Below are 20469 nucleotides of genomic sequence, written 5' to 3' on the forward strand. Positions count from 1 at the left end.
TATGTCTAAATTAAATAACACGAAGGTTATCACTGGTAAGAACACGCGTCTTTCTTATTTCAATGGTTGGGAGCCAAAGTCTATTAACGGCGGCCCTGAAAAGTACAGTGTTTCACTGCTTATTCCTAAAAGTGATGTTGAAACAGTAAACGCTATTGAGAAAGCTATTGATGCTGCGATTGAGGAAGGTGTCGGCAAGTTTGGTGGTAAGAAACCAAACAAGGCTGCTCTTAAAACACCACTCAGGGATGGGGATATTGAGCGTGATGATGAAGCGTATAAAGGACATTACTTCATTAACGCGAACTCAACCACGGCTCCGCAGATTGTAGACAAGCAGGTAAAACCAATCATGGACCGCAGTGAAGTGTATTCGGGCTGCTATGCGAGGGTTTCCATCAACTTTTACGCATTTAACTCTAACGGTAATAAGGGAGTTGCTTGCGGTCTTGGCAACATTCAAAAGATCCGAGACGGTGAGCCACTCGGCGGACGTAGCCTCGCAACCGATGATTTTACGACTTTAGAAGATGATGACTTTCTAGCATAAGGAGCGTGAGTTAATTATGGAAATTGTTATAGCGGTTTTTATTTCAGTGTTTATAGGAGTATTACTTCTTGATTTCACGGTAAAGAAACTCGTGAGTCTTTACGTTGATATTAAACACATTCTAAATAGGAATTAGAAGATTCCTGAAAAACAGGATTTAGAAGATTCTATAAGTGGGGTGGCAGGTTTTCTGTCACCTCTTTTATAAGCTTGGGGGTGATGTAATTTGGAAAATTTGAGTGTGGATTTGGAGACGTTTTCGAGTGTAAATCTTGGTAAATGTGGTGTTTACAAGTACGCAGAATCGGATGATTTTGAGATACTGCTCTTTGGCTACAGTGTGGACGGTAGTGAAGTTAAAGTCGTTGACTTAGCACAAGGTGAAACCATACCCGAGGTTGTGCTTTCTGCTTTAACGGATGAAACGGTTATAAAGTGGGCGTTTAACGCTCAGTTTGAAAGAGTCTGCCTATCACGCTACCTGCGAGATAAAGGCATCAATGTTAACCCCGGTCAGACAGGAAAAAGTGAAGGCTTGTTTTTAAACCCAGGCTCGTGGCATTGCACAATGATCTGGTCAGCCACCCTGGGGCTACCCATGTCTTTGGAAAACGTGGGAGCAGTACTGGGGCTTGATAAGCAGAAGCTAACTGAAGGTAAGAATCTTATTAAATATTTCTGCCTGCCGTGTAATCCTACGAAAGTAAACGGTGGAAGAACAAGAAACAAGTATTTTCACGATAAGGAAAAGTGGGAGCTTTTCAAGTCGTATAACAAGCGTGATGTGGAAGTTGAGATGAGTATTCAAGAAAAGCTCTCACGCTTTCCCGTACCAGACTTTTTATGGCAGGAGTTTTATCTCGACCAAACCATTAACGACCGTGGGATAGGAATAGATTCTCTTTTCGTTGAATCAGCCATAAAACTCGACCAGGAGGTGAAAACGCATCTCATGAGTGAGCTTAAGCATATTACAGGTTTAGAAAACCCGAACTCAGTGTTACAAATGCGCTCTTGGCTTAAAGAGCATGGTCTTGAAATGGAGTCGCTTGGTAAAAAAGAAGTCGCTAAAGAGCTTAAAACAGTGGGTAAAGAGTTGGCGGAAGTTTTACGGCTTCGCCAGCAGCTTGCTAAATCATCGGTGAAAAAGTATACGGCGATGAAAAACGCTGCTTGCATGGATTATCGGGAGCGTGGCATGTTTCGCTTCTATGGTGCAAACCGTACAGGAAGGTTCGCTGGAAGGCTCGTACAATTACAAAACCTACCACAAAACCATCTGTCTGATCTAGCTGAGGCTAGAAGTCTTGTTAAACAAGGAAATGTTGAAGCGTTGGAAATGCTTTATGAGGATATTCCGGATACCTTATCCCAGCTTATCCGCACTGCTTTTATTCCACGCACGGGATTTAAGTTTATTGTCGCAGACTTTTCAGCGATCGAAGCGAGAGTCTTGGCTTGGCTTGCGGGTGAAAAATGGCGTATGCGAGTATTCGCGGAAGGTAAAGACATTTACTGCTCGTCAGCATCTCAAATGTTTAGCGTGCCTGTTGAAAAGCACGGAGTAAACGGGCACCTGCGGCAGAAAGGTAAGATAGCGGAACTTGCTTGTATTGCTGAAGGTGAACTTGTACTCACAGATGAAGGGCTTGTTCCAATTGAAGAAGTCACTACAAAACAAAAAGTGTGGGACGGAGAAAACTGGGTCAACCATAACGGAGTTGTTTTTAAGGGTGTAAAGGAGGTAATCGAGTATGAAGGACTTAGAGCAACACCAGACCATCTCGTCTGGGTTAAGGGGAAACCGAAGCCAATACGGTTTATTGAATCCGCCATCTGCAAAACACATCTCATACAAACCGGAGATGGTCGGAGAACAATATGGCTGGGTGAAAATCATAAGTGCAGAGAAACACTGGAATCAAAAGCAAAACCACTGTTATGTACTGACACAATGCGTAGGGTGCGGAAGCGTCCAATGGCAGGACTTAAACAGTCTAAAGTCGGGCAAATCAAAAGGGTGTCAAGCTTGCTCGCAGCCGAAACAAATACCAATATGGCTAGAAAAGCGGCTAAGTGCTGCAAAACAGCGATGCATCAATCCAAGAGATCCAAACTACAAAAACTATGGTGCAAGAGGGATAAAGTGGTGCTTCCATTCTGTTTTAGAAGCAGGCTTGTGGATTTTACAAGAGGTAGACAATGTGCGAAAAGACTGGGAATTAGATCGGATAAATACAAACGGCAACTACGAAAAAGGAAATATCCGCTTTGTTCCAAGAATAGTCAATCAAAACAACAAGCAGAACGCTATCCTAACACGGTGGGAGCAACAATATTGGCCATACGCAAGATCGGTAGTTACAAGAATGTTATCGAAAGGAATAGGCAGAGAAGAAATCATATCAAGAGCAAATACAGCTGTAGTGCAACACAGAAAAAACTGGCGTTTAATCGAAGCAAGGCTCGAGTTTATGACATACGAAATGCCGGACCAAATCATCGTTTTACCGTATCGGGAAAGCTCGTGCATAACTGTGGCTACGGTGGTGCAGTAGGAGCATTAAAGGCAATGGGTGCTCTTGATATGGGTTTACATGAAGATGATTTGCAACAGTTAGTTAATGATTGGAGATCTGCTAATCCACATATTGTTTCATTGTGGTGGGATGTGGACAGAGCGGTAAAACAGTGTGTACACGAACGCATTTCTGTTCGAACACACAATATAGTGTTCACTTACAAGAGTGGGTTTCTTATCATCAAACTGCCTTCGAAAAGATGCCTTTACTATGTGAAGCCACGTGTGGAAGAAAACAAGTATGGTGGCGAATCAGTCACCTATGAGGGTGTGGGGTCTACTAAAAAATGGGAGCGGCTGGAAAGCTATGGGCCTAAATTCGTGGAAAATATTACGCAAGCTATAGCTCGTGACATTCTACTTTACGCAATGCAAACGTTGAAAGAATATCGCATCGTCGCTCACGTGCATGATGAAGCCATTATCGAAACTGATAAAAGCGTGAGTGTTCAAAGCGTGTGTGAGCTAATGGGAAGAACACCACCCTGGGCGGAAGGGCTTCTTTTACGAGCTGACGGCTACGAGTGCGAGTTTTACAAAAAAGATTAAAAAAAATTTAGGAGCAGGGTTAAAAACCTGCTCTTTTTCTTTGCCTGTGATTTAGAAGGTAATACCGCCTTCAGAAAGAACGTAAAAGGATACGCGAATGACTATTAAAAACAATATTAGTAAGCAAAAACGTGGTGTTAAAGGAGACTAAAAGTGGGTAAGTCTTATAAAAAGCATTTAGAAACGACACCGAATTTTAAGCCTATCGTCTACATTTGTGCTCCCTACCGTGGAGATAAAGAAAGAAACGTGAACCACGCTATCCGGTGTGCGGCTTACGCGTATTCACGCGGAGCAATCCCTATCACTCCACACCTGCTTTTCCCGTTCATGGATGATGAGAATCAAAAGCATAGAGGGGATGCGATGTTTATGGACATTATCCTCTTAGGCAAGTGCAACGAGCTGTGGGTGTTCGGGGAGAAAATCACAGGCGGCATGCAAGTAGAAATCAATCTTGCAGAAAAACGCAGGCAGCCGATTAAGTATTTTACGGATAAGGATTTAGGGGGTGAATATTGATGCTTGAATGCAAAATTTATACAGCTTCCTGTGTGGGAAACAGTAGTAACTGCTTGTATCCTGACGAAATAAAAGTCTGTGATCGAGATAGTTTTAATAAGGCTATCTCTTTTGACCATGTCACAGCACAGTTTACTAACAGTTATAGGTCTAAAGATAATTTCATTTCATCTACCTGTATTCCGATGGACTGTGATAACGACCATTCTGATGTTGGTAAAGACTGGGTGACACCTTTTGATGTTGCTTTAGCGTTTCCGAACGTGTGCTTTTACGCGTCTTATAGTAGAAACCACATGAAAGACAAGCATGGGAAGTGTGCAAGACCACGTTTTCACGTGTATTTTCCAATTGAAGAAGTAAGCGATGCTAAAGCTTATGTGGAGCTTAAAACAAAGATTCAATCAGTATTCCCGTATTTTGACAGTAACGCTCTTGATGCGGCACGTTTTCTCTACGGTGTTAAAACTCCACAGGTAGAACTTTACGATGGTGAAAAAACAGTCACTGATTTCCTCTCGGAAGAAGATTTCAGTGAATTTGATGCAGGAACAGAAGAAATACCATCAGGGCAGAGAAACTCTAGGCTTAGTCATATCGCAGGAAAACTCATCAAACGTTATGGTGCTACAGATGAAACACATGAGAAGTTTTTGAGTGAAGCAGAACGGTGCAATCCTCCTTTGCCTGATGCAGAATTATCTAAAATCTGGTATTCGGCTAAAAAGTTCGGGCTTAAAGTAGCAAGTCAAGAAGGTTATATTCCGCCTAGCGAGTATGGCAAAAGCTATGAGGAGTATAAGCCGGATGATTTAACAGATATTGCGATGGCTGAGGTTTTTGCCAAACATAACAAGAATAAGGCTGTTTATACGATGTCTGCCGGCTGGCTTTACTGGACGGGCAAGAAGTGGGAAGCGTCTGAGCTTAAAGTTATGAAACTTTACATGCTTATTGCTAAAAAGGTTTTGAAAAATGCTGGTATCGAGTTTAAGACAGCTTACGAAGAGTTCGTTCAAGCCGAATCATCAGGTGATAAAGAGCAGGCGGATAAAGCAAAGAGTGAAGTGAATCAGGCAAAACAGTATCTTTCGTTTGCTAAGAAGATGAATGATCACAGTAAAGTGTCCGGGATATTAAAGCTTGCTAAATCCATGCTGGAAGTTGCAAACGAAGGACTGGATCGTGATGCTTTCATTCTAAACACGCCTTGCGGAATCGTGGATTTAAAGACTGGAGAGCTAAAAGCACATGATCCGTGTTCGTACTGTACGAAAATGACCGCTGTTTGCCCTTCACGGGAGAACATGGGATTGTGGCAGACAACGCTTGATATGGTTACCGCAGGTGATAAAGAGTTTCAGACATTTCTTCAAAGCCATGCGGGTAGTACGCTTATAGGTCAAGTGTTTGAAGAATCGCTTTTGCTGGTGTACGGGTCAGGTGGCAACGGTAAGTCGACCGTGTTTAACGCGGAAGCACATGTGCTTGGAGATTATGCGGGGAAAATACCTGCGGAGTCTTTAACCACTCGGGCTAAAAACGTGAAAGTGGATTTAGCGGAGCTTTGCGGTAAAAGGTTTATTCTTGCCTCGGAAACTGAGGAAGGGCAAAGGCTTTCTATTTCCATGCTGAAACAGATAGCAAGCGTGGATGATATTTCAGCTGAGAGGAAATATTATGCTCCTTTTACGTTTACGCCAAGCCACTCAACTATTCTCTACACGAACCATCTGCCGAAAGTCGGTTCGAACGATAAGGGAACGTGGCGGAGAATCTTTGTCGCACCGTTTACGAAAGAAATCAAGAATCCGAAAACAGACTATGTTGATGAACTTTTGCAAAAAGCAGGTGGGGCAATACTTCAATGGATGATTGAAGGAGCCAAGCTTTATATCCAAAACAGTTATAAATTCCCTACTTGTAAGGTGGTAGAGCAGGCTAAGGACGCTTATCGGGCTGAAAACGACTGGATAGGCCATTTCATCACTGATTATTGCATTAAGGGCGTGAATGAAACGGAGATGAGTAGGAGTCTTTACTTGTCTTACCGCCAGTGGGCAAACCTTAACGGTGAATATGTTAGAAACGATAGGGATTTTTCTAAGGCTTTACTGTTAGCGGGTTATAGCAAAAAACGGACGGGTAAGGGCTACCAGTGGTGTGGGCTTTCCATTAATCCGAATTTGCAGGCACAGGAGGATTTTCTTTGATGTAAAGCACGGTAAAACTGAAAGATACTTCCTGAAAAATGTATTGGCGTGTAGGCAAATGTTTTACATGGTAAAAACCGGGTTCAGAGAAAAATGTTCTATAGGATTTTTTCATACACGAAAATAGGCGTTGCCTACACGCTACCATGCACGTTTTCAAGAAAGAAAAGCCTGATAAATAGGGGTTTTGTATTGTAGTGTACCCTTTTTCTTTACTTTTTATATAAGAGAAAAAAATAAAAGAAATATAAGTATATATAGAGAAAAGTAAAAGATGGGTCTAAAGCATACATGGCTACACAAATAACATTCGCCTGATGTAAACGGGCAAAACCAACGAATGAAACAACTCTATTCAATAAATGAAAAATAAGATTTGAGAAAGGTGGAATAAACCATGATTAACAAACAAGAGAGAACAGTAGAAACCTACAAGCAAGCAGGAGCAGCAATGCGACTGACTAAGAGTCTGATTAACCAATTAGTGGTCGATATTAGCCCGGTGCTTTTAGCGAAAGATCAAGACAGACTGTTAAAAGCCATGAACATGATTGATGAAGTATCTTCGCATGCTGAGGACAATATGTTCAAAGATCACCCACAGTTAAACAATCACTATATTGACGTGTTTTACGGTGATGTTTCTGATGAGCCGAGAAACGAAGTTGATAAGAAAATCATTGAGATGGCAAAAGAGGTATCTGATGGGCTTTTTACGAGAAAAGGAAACTGAGCGAAAACTCGTTTGTGAAGTCAAAGCTATGGGAGGACTTTGTTTAAAGCTTACGAGTCCTTCTGTTGACGGGCTTCCTGACAGGCTGGTTTTACTTCATGGGGGCAAGATTGGTTTTGTGGAGCTTAAAGCACCAGGTAAAAAGCCTAGAGTTTTACAGGTGAAACGGATGAAGGATTTACAGGCTTTAGGTTTTAAGGTTTTCGTGGTTGATGAGAAGAGTCAGATTGGAGGTGTTGTTGATGCGATACGAGCCACATGAGTATCAAAAGTATGCGACTGATTTTATTATCACACACCCGGTTTCAGCGGTTTTGCTTGAAATGGGACTTGGTAAGAGTGTGATAAGTCTTACAGCGATTAACGACTTGATGCTTGACTCTTTTGATGTTTCCAGGACTCTTGTTATTGCTCCTCTTAGGGTTGCGAACGCTACGTGGCCTTTAGAGTTAGAAAAGTGGGAGCATTTAAAACACTTGACTTATTCTGTCGTGACGGGTAGTGAGAAGGAGCGGATTCAAGCGCTAAAAACGCCTGCTCACGTTTATATTATTAACCGTGAAAACGTGGAGTGGCTGATAATGAAAAGCGGCCTGCCGTTTAATTTTGACATGGTTGTGATAGATGAGCTTTCAAGTTTTAAATCGTATCAGGCGAAACGTTTTAAAGCATTATTGAAGGCTAGGCCGAAAGTTAAAAGGATTGTAGGTCTTACAGGAACTCCTTCTTCTAACGGGCTTATGGATTTGTGGGCTGAGTTTAGGCTGCTTGATATGGGTCAAAGGCTTGGCCGCTATATTACGTATTATCGGCAGAACTTTTTTAATCCTGATAAGCGTAACCAGCACATGATTTTTTCTTATAAGCCTAAAGATGGTGCTGAGAGTTTAATCTATAAGCAGATAGCTGATATTACGATTTCGATGAAGTCAAAAGACTATTTGAAAATGCCTGCGTGTGTGATAAACGAGGTGAAAGTAGAGTTATCCGGTAAGGAGCGAAAACTCTACGATGAGCTTAAAGCAGATATGGTGGTGTCGTTGGAGGGTAAAGAGGTTGATGCGATTAACGCAGCGTCTCTTTCAAATAAGCTTCTTCAAATGGCAGGCGGCGCGGTTTATAACGAGAAAAAAGAAAGCGTTCATATTCATGATCGTAAGCTTGATGCTTTAGAGGATTTAATCGAGGCTGCTAACGGTAAACCGGTGCTTGTAGCTTACTGGTTTAAGCATGATCTTGAGCGGATTAAGAATCGTTTTAACGTGCGTGAGATTAAAACGGGTGCTGATATTGCTGACTGGAATGCCGGCATGATTCCTGTAGCGTTGATTCACCCGGCTTCTGCAGGTCATGGTCTTAACCTACAGGCTGGCGGTTCAACTCTTATCTGGTTTTCTCTGACTTGGAGTTTGGAACTTTACCAGCAGACGAACGCTAGACTTAACCGTCAGGGTCAAACCGGCACGGTTGTAATCCATCACATTATCACTAAGAACACGATTGATGAAGACGTGATGAGGGCTTTAAGTATGAAGGCTAAAGTGCAGGATGCTTTAATCGAGTCGGTTAAGGCAAGACTACAAATTAACGAAGTGAGGGAAAGGGGTTCTAGAGAGAACTTACCTCAAAATGGAGGTAAGAATGAACAAAAAAGAATACTTACGGCAAGCCTATCTTCTTGATAAACGGATTAAGGCTGATATGGATGAGGTGGTAAGACTGCGTGAGCTTGCTACAAGTGTTTCTTCATTAAGATACGACCGAGAGTATGTGCAGACGACTCGAAGTATAGAAGCTCCGTTTGTGAAAGCTCTTATAAGGGTTATGGATTTAGAAGCGAAGATTAACATGGAGATTACGATGCTTATCAGTTTGAAAGAGCAGATTTTGGATGTGATTTCAAAGCTTGAAAGCGTGGATGAGCAGATGATTTTACGCTACCGTTACATGAGTAACATGACGTGGGAGGATATTGGTAAAGAACTCCATGCTAGCAGAATGACGATTATCAGGTGGCATGGTAAAGCGTTAGAGCACATGGTTTTACCAGATAATCTAATCCAAATCTGAAAAATGGTACGGTTTGGTACGCTCTGATACGAGACGTTACAGCCTTCTATATGGTATTATAAACTTAGCAAAAATTATAAATACTAAGCCTTGAAAGAGTAATCTTTCAGGGCTTTTTTCATGCCTAAAAGGAGGGCACAACATGGATCAGATGGTATTACTAACACAGCAATGGTTAAACAAAACCTATGGTGATAAGCCTGGGTTTGGTTCAGTTATTACTGATGGGAATACTGGTTGGGATACAATTAATGGGCTTATTCGTGCTTTGCAGATTGAGCTTGGTATAACAGAAACGGCAAATAATTTTGGGAAAGGTACTCAGTCACGATTTAAGAAGCGCTGGCCAAATGGTATTGATCAGACAGATGAAAGTAATAATATTCATGGAATTATTCAGGGTGCTCTTTGGTGCAAAGGGTATGAGGCTGAATATGGAGGCATAACAGAAGAATTTACATATAATGTAGCAAACTCTATTTCTGATCTTAAAAGTGATATTGGTCTTTCAGATATTTCATCTACTGTGGATCTAGAACTAATGATGGTTCTTTTATCAATGAAACAATTCAAATTGTTATCGTTGTATGGAGGCAAAGAAGACATTCGTGTAACACAGCAGGCTGTTAACAGTAAATATAAGAATTATACTGGAATTATTCCAACAGACGGTCTGTATGGTCGTGAGATGAATACAGCATTGATTCAAGTGTTACAAGCTGTTGAAGGGTTTACTCCAGCTGAGGCTACTGGCAATTTTGGTAATGGCACACGATCACGTTTAAAGACAATTAGTGAGGGAACGAGTGAGTGGGTTTGGTTGGCAAGCGTAGCGCTCACATGTAATGGGTATTCGCTTACGCCAACTTCAACATGGAATAATGCAATAGTGTCGGCATTGTATAAGTTCCAAGCAGAGCATGTTATTCCTGTTACAGGTAAGGTTGATCCAACAACATGGATGAGCCTTTTAACTTCGAAAGGTGATCCTAATCGTTCTTGTGTAGCGTGTGATACACGTTTTGAGATTACTGACGAGTTTGCTGAGTGTTTGAAGGCTGATGGTTATAGGATTGTTGGTCGTTATTTGAGTGAACCTGATCAAAAAAACACTGCTGAAAAGGACTATTTTAAGGCATTGCGTACTGGAGAATTGGAAAGAATTGTGAGCCACGGTCTTCAATATTTCCCTATTTTTCAAGAGTATTCAACTGAATTACGTCATTTTACAGCAGAAAATGGAGCTCGTCATGCAAAAGAAGCGGTTGCTTCAGCTAAACGTCTTGGAGTTCCGCCAACAGTAATCTATTTTGCGGTTGATTATGATGCAACGAATCCGGAAATTAGTAGCAATATTTTGCCGTACTTCAAAGCTGTTAAAGAAAATATGCATGGTGGTTATCGGATTGGAATTTATGCATCTAGAAATATTTGTACTCGTGTTAGTAAAGCAGGATATGCGGTAGCATCATTTGTGTCTGATATGTCTACAGGTTTTAGTGGAAATCTAGGCTTTTCTATTCCAAGTAATTGGGCGTTTGATCAGTTCCATGAAATCCCTGGCTATAAAGGTAAATGGGATCTTGACAGAGTAGCATATTCTGGACGTTTTGGAGCGGTTGGAAGTGTAAATCATTCAACTGGCAATCCACAATCAAAGATTACTTATGTCGCTCCACCTAATCCAGATACGTCTCGTTTAACAAAAATTGAAAAAGTGATAGACCTCATTCAACAATTAGAAAGCGTGTATGATAAATGGCGAAAAGTATATCAAAAGTATGCGGTGGTTCTAGAGTATCATCCTTTAAGCGTGACTCAAGGTGTGATTAATTATCTAGCTAAGGCATATATGACGAATTGGAAATTTGCTATTGCTGGCGCGTTTGCAGACCCATTTTTCATAATATTCATGGAAAAAGAATATCCTGCATTAAAAGATAAGCTGGATACTTATATTGGTAATAAGCGTGACGAAGTTGCTGATATAAGTGGTGGTAAAAACGATATAGCACACTTTGCTTATACGCTTTATTGTTATGCTTATTCTAATTTAGCTCCAGATCATTGGACTGGTTGGGCAGGAGATCTTGCAACAGGCATGGATGACTTACATAAGTACCTGCAAAAGTATCCATCTCTTGATCGTATGAAAACAGCATATGCTCTTATTGGTTCAGACAGTAGTGCACAGTCGGAGTATTTTAAAGCAAATCATGTCAGTAATAAACTTGGTATTCGCTGCAATTTTACAGATTTTTGTGATGATGCAGACGCTATCTATTTAGGAATGAATCTACGTAATGCTAGTGATGAAAATTTGCATACTTTAAGCGATATGATGACAACTTATTATAGTAGTATTACTGCTCAAAAGAGATATACTGCTTATGCTCAAGATGGGTTAGATTTCAGTTCATTTAAAGCACTGGAAAATTCTATTAAGGCAAAAATGTATGGATGTCTGGAAAAAATTCTAGGATTTGGATTGCTGGCACGGCTTGCTGGCGAATCAACTGATGAAGAACGAGATGCATGCTGTATTGCTATGGCTCATTATTTGCTGGCAAAATCAAAATAATCATAGAGTTAAATTATTGAGATAACAGGTCACGGAGGTGATTGAGGGTGTCTTTATTCTCAATCACCTTTGTGCTTTTGGTTTCTTCTTCGTAAAAACTCTTTAACAATGATTGGAATTATAGTTGGGATACATTCAAGAGTAATAAAAAATGTAATGTACGTGCAAGTCCAGCTACTACCCAATTGCCGAGGAGACTCTTGTAATATCAATAAATCAATAGCAGGGGCGATAAGCGCGATAGCGATGGTTTTACAAACTCCTAAGTTTTCGAGTGTTTTTTGATTGACAACAATCGAGTAAAGAAGAATTTTTGTTAAACCAAGTGCATGAGCTATAACAATGAGTAAAAAGGGTGAGTCATAAACAATTTCCCAATCGAGTGATTTAAGAGAATTGATAATAAGTCCTAAAAGAGGGAGTAATAATGAAAAAAGGAATAATCGTATAGCTTGATACATAGATTTCTTCATAACTAACCTCCTTAAATTTATATAGCCAAGCAGATGACTACTGTCGTAGACGGACTATTTTCACTTATTTTACGTTAATTTATCTTACTTGAAAAGGGAGGATGAGTCTTGCCAAGAAAACCTAAAAGACCGTGTTCTTATCAAGGCTGTCCGAACCTAACTGACGGCAGGTTTTGTGAGGAACACTTAAAACAAGAGAACAGACGATACGAAAAATACGAGCGTCCTTATGATGCTCACAAGCGTTACGGCAGAGCATGGCAGAAAGTCAGGGATTCTTATGTGAAAGAGCATCCTTTCTGTGAGCTTTGCTTTAAGAACCATATGCTTGTACCTGTTGAGCAGGTTCATCATATTAAACCGATTGCTGAAGGCGGAACGCATGAGAGGAATAATCTTATTTCTCTTTGTAAAAGCTGTCACTCTAAAATTCACGCTAAGCGTGGAGATCGCTGGCATAACAAATAAAAACCACCCCAGGGGCGGTCAAAATCTCTAAAAACCTATTCCCTGGGGAACGGGCGCAGGGTATTTTGCGTAAAAACAGCGTATTCAAAAGGGTAATAGGGAAAATCAAACACGAAAATTTTTTAATAGTTAAAACTCACGTGGGAAGGAGGCGGAAAGTTTGCCTACAAAATCAAATAATATTGGCGGTCGTGGCGGCAGACGCGTGGGTGCCGGGCGTAAAAAGAAAGCGGTTGTTGAAAAAGCTAGTGAAGGAAACCCTGGTGGCAGGCCTTTAAGCGTGCTTGATATTCCGGAGCTTGAAGGTGCTGAAATGCCTCAGCCTCACGAGTTTTTATCCGCCACGCAAAAAGACGGTACTCAGCTTCAGGCTAGAGAAATTTTCGCTGAAACGTGGAAGTGGCTAAAAGACATTGGTGTTAGCAGTAAAGTCCCGTCTCCTCTTATTGAACGGTATGCGATGAGTTGTGCTCGTTGGATTCAATGCGAGGAAGTAACCAGTAAACTCGGGTTTCTTTCCAAGCATCCGACTACGGGTAAACCGATACCTTCGCCTTTTATCAATATTGGTATTAACTACATGAATCAGGCGGTCAGGCTTTGGAATGAGATTTTCCAGATTGTGAAAGAAAACTGTTCGACTGAGTTTGATGGTGTTTCACCTCAAAACGATTTAATGGAACGCCTGCTTATTACACGTAAAAACATTTAGGAGAAAAATTATGATAGAAAAAGTAAACCCGTCGCATGTTGACAAGATTGCGGATCGTATTGCTGGAGCAATTGTTGATCTGGCTTACAAGCTGGATGAGAATCCGAAGATTGCTGTTGAAGTGATGCTCGGGCATGGTAAGTGTGCCGTGTGTATTGAAAGCACGGTGATGTTTAAGTTTAAGGATATTAAAAATATTATCCACCGTTTAAGCCCTGGGAAAGTAAAGATTGATATTACGGTTGTGCCGCAGGATAAGCATTTAAGCCGAAACCAGGATGGTATGGTTCGCTGCGCTGATAACGGGATTTTTAAAGGCGTACCATTAACAGGCGAGCAGAAGAAACTCTCGGCTATTGCTCGAAAGGTTTATGAAAAGTATCCGTATGACGGCAAGTATGTTCTTGATGGTGAAAAGCTTATCATCTGCCAGTCTCACGCTAAACGAGAAGACTTATTGAAAGAGTATCCGAATGCGTTTGTTAATCCTTTAGGTGATTGGACGGGTGGTATCAGCGTGGATACGGGAGCGGTTAACCGAAAACTCGGGTCAGACATGGCTGATGCTGTTACGGGCGGCGGTCTTCATGGTAAGGATCTTACGAAAGCTGATGTGTCGGTTAATATTTACGCGTTTTTGAAAGCGCAGGAGACCGGTCGGGTGGTTGAGTTTTCTTGTGCTATCGGGGACGAGATGGTTGATGGTAAACCGTATGCGCAGATTGTGGAAATTGCGAAAGATTATATTGACTCGGTGGGTGGTTTTGAAAAGCTGGCTTGCTGGGGTCTTTTCTAACGGGAGGAAAGCTTATGGAAAAAGAAATGCAGTATTATTTGGCTGACGTAAGTGAGCTTATCCCGTATGTGAGAAACGCTCGCACTCACTCTGAGGCGCAGGTAGCTCAGATAGCGGCAAGTATTCGCGAGTTTGGTTTCCTTTCCCCAATTCTAGTGGCTGAGGATAATACGATTCTTGCAGGCCACGGCAGGCTTGCCGCGGCATTAAAACTGGGTCTTAAAAAAGTTCCGTGTGTGAAAGAAAATCATTTAACTGAAACACAAAAGCGTGCTTATATTATTGCGGATAATAAGCTTTCACTTAACGCAGGCTGGGACAATGAGCTTTTAGCTGTCGAGTTGTCAGAGCTTGAAGGAGCTGATTTTAATCTTGATCTTCTCGGGTTTGACGAGGCGGAGCTTTCCAGTATTTTTGATGCTGATAAAGACGTGAGTGATGATGATTTTGATGTTGAAAAAGAGCTGGAAGAACCGTGTTTTTCTAAAACAGGTGACATTTGGATGCTTGGTAAGCATCGTGTTATTTGCGGTGATGCTACTAAGTTAGAAACATTTAAGACGCTTCTTGAGGATACTAAAGTGAATCTGGTGGTTACTGATCCGCCTTATAACGTGAACTATGAGGGTTCTGCTGGGAAAATCAAAAACGATAATATGGAGGATGATAAGTTTTACCAGTTTCTTTTCAACTCGTTCGTGAACATGGAGCAGGCGATGGCAGATGATGCGTCTATCTACGTGTTTCATGCTGACACGGAGGGGTTGAATTTTAGAAAAGCATTCCAGGACGCGGGGTTTTATCTTTCAGGTTGTTGTATTTGGAAGAAACCGTCTCTGGTGTTGGGTAGAAGCCCTTACCAGTGGCAGCATGAACCGTGTTTGTATGGGTGGAAGAAAAAAGGTAAACACAAGTGGTACGCGGGTAGGAAAGAAACTTCAGTTTGGGAGTTTGAAAAGTCTAAGAAAAACGCTGATCATCCAACCATGAAACCAATAGCTCTTTTAGCGTATCCGATTAAAAACTCGAGTATGACGAACTCGCTTGTGTTAGATCCGTTTGCTGGAAGTGGTAGCACGCTTATAGCCTGCGAGCAGACGGGTAGAATCTGCTACGCTATCGAGCTTGACGAGAAATATTGTGACGTGATTGTGAAACGTTATATTGAGCAGGTTGGAAATGATAAGAGTGTGAAAGTTTTAAGAGGCGGTAAAGAATACTCGTTTACTGAAGTATTTACTAACAAGTAAGACTCGTATTTTATATGAAAAATAGTTTGCGACCGCTTGCTATAAACCTTCTTTAGAGTGATTTATATATGTACCCGAAAAAATCTAAAGGAGGAAAAATGGAATTAAAATACGGGTTAAAAGGAAAAGATAGGCAGCCGCTTATTAAAGCTATAGAGGATTCTACGGGAGTAAAGGCTGTTTACTTAAAAACTCCGAGTATGTCTTACAGGATAGGTGTTTTCAACATTAGTAAAGATGGTACGGTCACGTGTAGTAGTGAAGAAAATTTAGATGATTTGAAAAACATGTTAGACGCTGACTATGGTATAAGTCTTCCAGTCTGCGCGTGTGATGGTACGCAATGTTTTAGTGTTGAGTTTCCTAAAGATAAGGCTGATGTGGTAAAGCTTAGGAAAATTCTTGATAATAAGGGTGATCTTATTAAAAAAGCGTTAGGAGTGAACAGTCTTAGTATTAAGGAAGAAGATGATAAGCTTATTTTTCCTTGGTTTGAGCAGGCTAACCAACCAGGCTTGGCATCCTATGCGAAGTTTATAAACAGTCTTTGTAAAATGAGCGTGGAAATTAAACGCGTAAATAATAGTAAGCGTGAGACAGTTAACGATAAGTATGCTTTCAGATGTTTTCTTCTTAGACTCGGGTTTATAGGAGACGAGTTTAAACAAGACAGGAAAATTATGCTTTCCCGTTTAGAAGGCTCCTGCGCTTTTAGAAACGGGGGTGAGCGTAATGCTGTATGCGAGTGAAGACCAGGCGTACGTGTTGAGTGAAGATTGTCCTACAGGTTCTTTGGTTGAAGAAATTTTCGCGAATTTAGAGCAAGAGAACGAGGTTTTTGTAAAAGCATGTTTTACTGTAGTAGATGATTTTTGGGTGATGATTATTTCCGCATGATTTTAGAAACGTTTAACGGTTTTTAAGAGTAAAAAAATTAGCGAAAACTGGTGGGGAAAAACGTGTAAATACCTGATGTTTCTTGGCTTAAAAGCTTGCTATTGCGCGCTTTTAGAGTGATATATAGTACTAGCAAAAAGCACAGAAACAAAGGAGAAACCTGTGAAAAAAGAAATTTTACAAAACCTTACAAACGAAGTTAAAACATGCAGACGCTACGCGCTAAACGCAGTCAAAAAAGCTGAAGAAGGGAAAATTAGTTCGGCTATCAGCATGCTCGACATTGCGCAAACAGCAAAAACCTGTGCTATGCAAGCTCACGAGGAGTTTTGGAAGGTAAGCGGAGGAAAACTAAACGATATGGAGTTTGAACTGTTTGCGGATGCTGAAACCTTGGACAAGGATATTCAAAAAGCTTATCAAGCGATTCAACAAGCAAGAAGCTAAAAGAAAGGGGGATAGTCAGCCATAGGGTTGGAAGGCTGGAGAAAAATCGTGGAATTATCCGCGATTTTTTCTCGTTTATGGCTTGCTATTGCGCGCTTTTAGAGTGATATATAGTACTAACAAAAAACACAGAAAAAGGAGAAAAAATCATGTGGGAACAAGATACGCTTAGGGTTGAAGATCAGGTTGTAAGCTACAGTATGAAGGTTTTTGAAGAGCCAAGCGAATATGGGATTAACCAGGGAAGAATTTCCAAGCTTACTTTGAAAAACAATAACAAGGTTATCGCAAACTACGATAGAGGCTGGGACATGATGCCAACAAGCAAGCTTGCGAACGAGGCTTTAGAAATGATCCTCGACGCTAGAAACTAAAAACTTTAAGTTTAGTTAAAAGTAGCAGGGCTTTTAGGCCCTGTTTCTCGTAGGAAAGATAAGAAATGATGTGGACGCTGAAAGCGTCTTTTTTATGCCTAAAGAAAGGAGGAGCTTAAGTTGCAAGCATACGAGGTTACTAAGTTTAAAAAAGAAGATTCAACGTATAGTAAGGATTTAGCGGATTATGCCGTGAGTTTTATCGAATGTTTAACACACACGAAAGGCACGTGGGCTGGTAAGCCTTTTAAGCTCCTTGACTGGCAGGAGCAGATTATCAGGGACTTGTTTGGCGTGGTGAAACCGAATGGTTACCGTCAGTTTAATACTGCTTATATTGAAATACCTAAGAAAATGGGTAAAAGTGAGCTTGCCGCGGCAGTGGCACTGCTTTTATGCTGTGGGGATAATGAGGAGCGAGCCGAGGTCTATGGTTGTGCGGCGGACCGTCAGCAGGCAACAATCGTGTTTGATGTGGCGGCTGACATGGTTAGAATGTGTCCGGCTCTTAATCGTAGGGTTAAAATTTTAGCTTCGCAAAAACGTATTATTTTCCTACCAACTAACAGTTTCTACCAAGTGTTGTCGGCTGAAGCGTACTCTAAACACGGGTTTAACATTCACGGTGTTGTGTTTGATGAGCTTCACACGCAGCCTAACCGTAAACTTTTTGACGTGATGACTAAAGGCTCCGGGGATGCTCGCATGCAGCCACTGTATTTTCTGATTACCACAGCCGGTACGGATACGCATTCGATCTGCTATGAGACGCATCAGAAAGCAGTGGATATTCTCGAGGGCAGGAAAATTGATCCAACTTTCTACCCAGTGATTTATGGTGCAAAAGATTCGGATGATTGGACTGATCCTAAGGTGTGGAAGAAAGCTAATCCTTCTCTTGGGGTGACGGTTCAAATGGAGAAAGTTAAGGCTGCTTTCGAGTCAGCTCGGCAAAATCCTGGTGAAGAGAATGCTTTCCGTCAGCTTCGTCTTAACCAGTGGGTGAAACAGTCTATTCGTTGGATGCCGATGGAAAAGTGGGATGCTTGCGGTTTTCAGGTGAACGAGGAAGAACTCGAGGGCAGGGTCTGCTACGGGGGTCTTGACCTTTCAAGCACTACCGACCTTACCTCCTTTGTTTTGGTCTTTCCACCAGAAGATGAGTCGGATAAGTTTCGTATCCTACCTTATTTTTGGGTGCCTGAAGAAACCTTGAGTTTGCGCGTGAAACGAGATCATGTGCCTTATGACGTGTGGGAAAAACAAGGGTTTATTAAAACTACGGAAGGAAACGTTGTTCACTATGGGTTTATTGAAAAATTCATCGAAACTTTAGGTGAACGTTTCAATATTCGTGAGATTGCTTTCGACCGTTGGGGCGCTGTGCAAATGGTGCAAAACCTTGAAAACATGGGGTTTACCGTGGTTCCCTTCGGACAAGGATTCAAGGATATGAGTCCGCCTACCAAGGAGCTTATGAAGCTTACACTCGAGCAGAAAATCGCACACTCCGCTCATCCGGTGCTTCGCTGGAACATGGATAACATTTTCATCCGCACTGATCCTGCAGGGAACATTAAAGCCGATAAGGAAAAATCAACCGAGAAAATCGATGGTGCTATCGCAACTATCATGGCGCTTGACCGTGCTATAAGATGCGGTAACGCGAACACTCAAAGCGTGTATGACAATCGCGGGATTTTGTTTATGTAGGAGGTGACAATGAACATTTTTAGCAGACTATTTAAATCAAGAGATAAGCCTGAAAACAGGATGTTAGGCGGTGGTTATCGTTTCTTAATGGGTACATCCTCGTCGGGTAAGAGGGTGAATGAGCGTTCGGCGATGCAGATGACGGCAGTTTACTCGTGTGTGCGTATCCTGTCTGAAGCGGTGGCGAGTCTGCCGCTTCACGTGTATGAGCGGACGAGTACGGGTACGGCTAAAGCGATTAAACATCCTTTATATAAGGTGCTTCATGATGAGCCGAATCTTGAAATGACAAGCTTCGTGTTTAGAGAAACTTTGATGACGCATCTATTGTTATGGGGTAATGCTTACGCGCAGATTATTCGAAACGGTAAAGGTGAGGTTTTAGGCTTATACCCTTTAATGCCTGATCGTATGAGAGTTGACCGTGATGAGAGTGGCCAAATTTTTTACGAGTATACGTTAAATGATAGTGATGTTTTAGCGGGTAAAGAAACGAGTGTGAAACTTAAACCTTTTGACGTGCTTCATATTCCCGGTCTTGGTTTTGACGGGCTTGTTGGCTATTCGCCTATTGCGATGGCAAAAAACGCTATCGGTATGGCGATAGCTACGGAAGAGTATGGTGCATCGTTTTTCGCTAACGGTGCTACACCAAGTGGAATCTTGGAATACCCCGGAACAGTAAAAGATCCGTCTGGTATGAGGGATAGTTGGAATAAGGGGTTCTCGGGTTCTAACTCGCATAAGATAGCGATTTTAGAGGAAGGCATGAAGTATACGCCTATTTCTATTTCGCCTAACGAAGCACAGTTTCTTGAAACTCGTAAGTTTCAGATTAACGAGATTGCTCGTATTTTTAGAGTCCCACCACACATGGTTGGTGATTTAGAAAAGTCGAGTTTTTCTAATATTGAGCAGCAGTCGTTGGAGTTTGTGAAATACACGCTTGATCCTTGGGTGGCGCGTTTTGAACAGTCTATTACGAGACGGCTTTTTACTGATAAGGAGAAAGAAACCTATTATGTGAAGTTTAACGTTGATGGTCTTCTTCGAGGAGACTATCAGAGTCGTATGAATGGTTATGCTACCGCTCGTCAAAACGGTTGGATGAGCGCAAACGATATTAGACAGTTAGAAAACTTGGATAAGATTCCCGCCTGTGAGGGTGGTGACTTGTATTTGATTAACGGCAACATGCTCCCGCTTAACCGTGCTGGAGCGTTCACTGTAATTGGTAGAAATAAGTTAGGTGATTAAGATGAATTTGTGTCTTGATAATATTAATATAACATGTTATATTAATATTATTATAGTATAACTGTTTAGACAGTGGATGAATCATTTAGGCAACGAAGACATAACGAATTATCTTAACGTTAAGCGAAAAATAGAATTTAATCTCTATGGATACTTAACATCCTACACTATGAGAGTATACAGCAAATTAATAATAGCAGAAAGGGTGGAATAATTTATGTGACATTATAAAAATCATAAAATGTACAAGAATAGTGATCATTCGAGATAAAAGCTGATTAAT

At 41.3% G+C, this 20469-nt stretch carries 20 protein-coding genes; 19 read left to right on the forward strand and 1 reads right to left on the reverse strand.

The genetic code is table 11. The features are described from left to right. The first annotated feature begins 1 nt into the window (after position 1). The 9 genes from DOD25_RS01350 to DOD25_RS01390 all read left to right on the forward strand — a co-directional run bounded on the left by DOD25_RS01350 (position 2) and on the right by DOD25_RS01390 (position 11799). Positions 2-550, forward strand: a complete 549-nt coding sequence (locus tag DOD25_RS01350) for a DUF2815 family protein (protein ID WP_004105030.1) — start codon at positions 2-4, stop codon at positions 548-550. A gap of 226 nt (positions 551-776) precedes the next feature. Then, entirely contained in the window at positions 777-3680 is a 2904-nt protein-coding gene (locus DOD25_RS01355) for a DNA polymerase (RefSeq protein ID WP_112928556.1), read from the forward strand. Between the two features lie 153 nt (positions 3681-3833). Next, complete coding sequence (locus DOD25_RS01360) at positions 3834-4202, forward strand: DUF7768 domain-containing protein (RefSeq protein WP_018645381.1); 369 nt, start codon at positions 3834-3836, stop codon at positions 4200-4202. Then, on the forward strand, positions 4202-6415 hold the full coding sequence (locus DOD25_RS01365; protein ID WP_112928557.1) for a phage/plasmid primase, P4 family: 2214 nt from the start codon (positions 4202-4204) through the stop codon (positions 6413-6415). Before DOD25_RS01360 ends, DOD25_RS01365 begins: the two co-directional genes overlap by 1 nt. 397 nt (positions 6416-6812) lie before the next feature. Continuing rightward, positions 6813-7148 carry a hypothetical protein gene (locus tag DOD25_RS01370; protein WP_112928558.1) on the forward strand — a complete coding sequence of 112 codons (336 nt, stop codon included), beginning with the start codon at positions 6813-6815 and terminating at the stop codon, positions 7146-7148. 28 nt (positions 7149-7176) lie between these two features. Beyond that, positions 7177-7410 carry a VRR-NUC domain-containing protein gene (locus DOD25_RS01375; protein ID WP_234025941.1) on the forward strand — a complete coding sequence of 78 codons (234 nt, stop codon included), beginning with the start codon at positions 7177-7179 and terminating at the stop codon, positions 7408-7410. After that, the gene (locus DOD25_RS01380; RefSeq protein WP_112928560.1) at positions 7391-8830 is read left to right on the forward strand and encodes an SNF2-related protein; all 1440 of its coding nucleotides are present in this window, start codon (positions 7391-7393) and stop codon (positions 8828-8830) included. The genes DOD25_RS01375 and DOD25_RS01380 overlap by 20 nt, the downstream gene beginning before the upstream one ends. Then, on the forward strand, positions 8790-9218 hold the full coding sequence (locus DOD25_RS01385) for a sigma factor-like helix-turn-helix DNA-binding protein (RefSeq protein ID WP_019260867.1): 429 nt from the start codon (positions 8790-8792) through the stop codon (positions 9216-9218). Before DOD25_RS01380 ends, DOD25_RS01385 begins: the two co-directional genes overlap by 41 nt. A 142-nt stretch (positions 9219-9360) precedes the next feature. Next, positions 9361-11799 (forward strand): glycoside hydrolase domain-containing protein, encoded by a 2439-nt coding sequence (locus DOD25_RS01390; RefSeq protein ID WP_103014034.1) that lies wholly within the window; start codon positions 9361-9363, stop codon positions 11797-11799. Between the two features lie 59 nt (positions 11800-11858). Here the strand turns inward: DOD25_RS01390 and DOD25_RS01395 are convergent, their stop codons facing one another. Further along, positions 11859-12272: a hypothetical protein gene (locus tag DOD25_RS01395; RefSeq protein ID WP_103014035.1), complete on the reverse strand. Its 414-nt coding sequence runs from the start codon at positions 12270-12272 to the stop codon at positions 11859-11861. A gap of 108 nt (positions 12273-12380) precedes the next feature. Between DOD25_RS01395 and DOD25_RS01400 the strand changes: the two genes are divergently transcribed. The 10 genes from DOD25_RS01400 to DOD25_RS01440 all read left to right on the forward strand — a co-directional run bounded on the left by DOD25_RS01400 (position 12381) and on the right by DOD25_RS01440 (position 20186). Beyond that, positions 12381-12740, forward strand: a complete 360-nt coding sequence (locus DOD25_RS01400) for an HNH endonuclease (protein ID WP_014554460.1) — start codon at positions 12381-12383, stop codon at positions 12738-12740. A gap of 160 nt (positions 12741-12900) precedes the next feature. Then, positions 12901-13452, forward strand: a complete 552-nt coding sequence (locus DOD25_RS01405) for a P27 family phage terminase small subunit (protein WP_032842293.1) — start codon at positions 12901-12903, stop codon at positions 13450-13452. 10 nt (positions 13453-13462) lie between these two features. Next, positions 13463-14248 carry an S-adenosylmethionine synthetase N-terminal domain-containing protein gene (locus DOD25_RS01410; RefSeq protein ID WP_112928561.1) on the forward strand — a complete coding sequence of 262 codons (786 nt, stop codon included), beginning with the start codon at positions 13463-13465 and terminating at the stop codon, positions 14246-14248. A gap of 14 nt (positions 14249-14262) precedes the next feature. Then, positions 14263-15498 carry a site-specific DNA-methyltransferase gene (locus tag DOD25_RS01415; protein WP_112928562.1) on the forward strand — a complete coding sequence of 412 codons (1236 nt, stop codon included), beginning with the start codon at positions 14263-14265 and terminating at the stop codon, positions 15496-15498. Positions 15499-15596: 98 nt separating this feature from the next. Next, complete coding sequence (locus DOD25_RS01420; protein WP_234025943.1) at positions 15597-16247, forward strand: virulence protein; 651 nt, start codon at positions 15597-15599, stop codon at positions 16245-16247. Continuing rightward, entirely contained in the window at positions 16231-16395 is a 165-nt protein-coding gene (locus tag DOD25_RS06405; protein ID WP_196776769.1) for a hypothetical protein, read from the forward strand. Before DOD25_RS01420 ends, DOD25_RS06405 begins: the two co-directional genes overlap by 17 nt. Before the next feature lie 162 nt (positions 16396-16557). Then, positions 16558-16842: a transcriptional regulator gene (locus DOD25_RS01425; RefSeq protein WP_112928564.1), complete on the forward strand. Its 285-nt coding sequence runs from the start codon at positions 16558-16560 to the stop codon at positions 16840-16842. Between the two features lie 149 nt (positions 16843-16991). After that, positions 16992-17216: a DUF7678 domain-containing protein gene (locus DOD25_RS01430; protein WP_112928565.1), complete on the forward strand. Its 225-nt coding sequence runs from the start codon at positions 16992-16994 to the stop codon at positions 17214-17216. 120 nt (positions 17217-17336) lie between these two features. Continuing rightward, positions 17337-18929 (forward strand): terminase large subunit, encoded by a 1593-nt coding sequence (locus DOD25_RS01435; RefSeq protein WP_112928566.1) that lies wholly within the window; start codon positions 17337-17339, stop codon positions 18927-18929. 9 nt (positions 18930-18938) lie between these two features. After that, the gene (locus DOD25_RS01440) at positions 18939-20186 is read left to right on the forward strand and encodes a phage portal protein (protein ID WP_103013949.1); all 1248 of its coding nucleotides are present in this window, start codon (positions 18939-18941) and stop codon (positions 20184-20186) included. Positions 20187-20469 lie beyond the last annotated feature (283 nt).

The sequence above is a fragment of the Gardnerella leopoldii genome, from assembly GCF_003293675.1.
In the GTDB taxonomy this organism is placed as follows: domain Bacteria; phylum Actinomycetota; class Actinomycetes; order Actinomycetales; family Bifidobacteriaceae; genus Bifidobacterium; species Bifidobacterium leopoldii.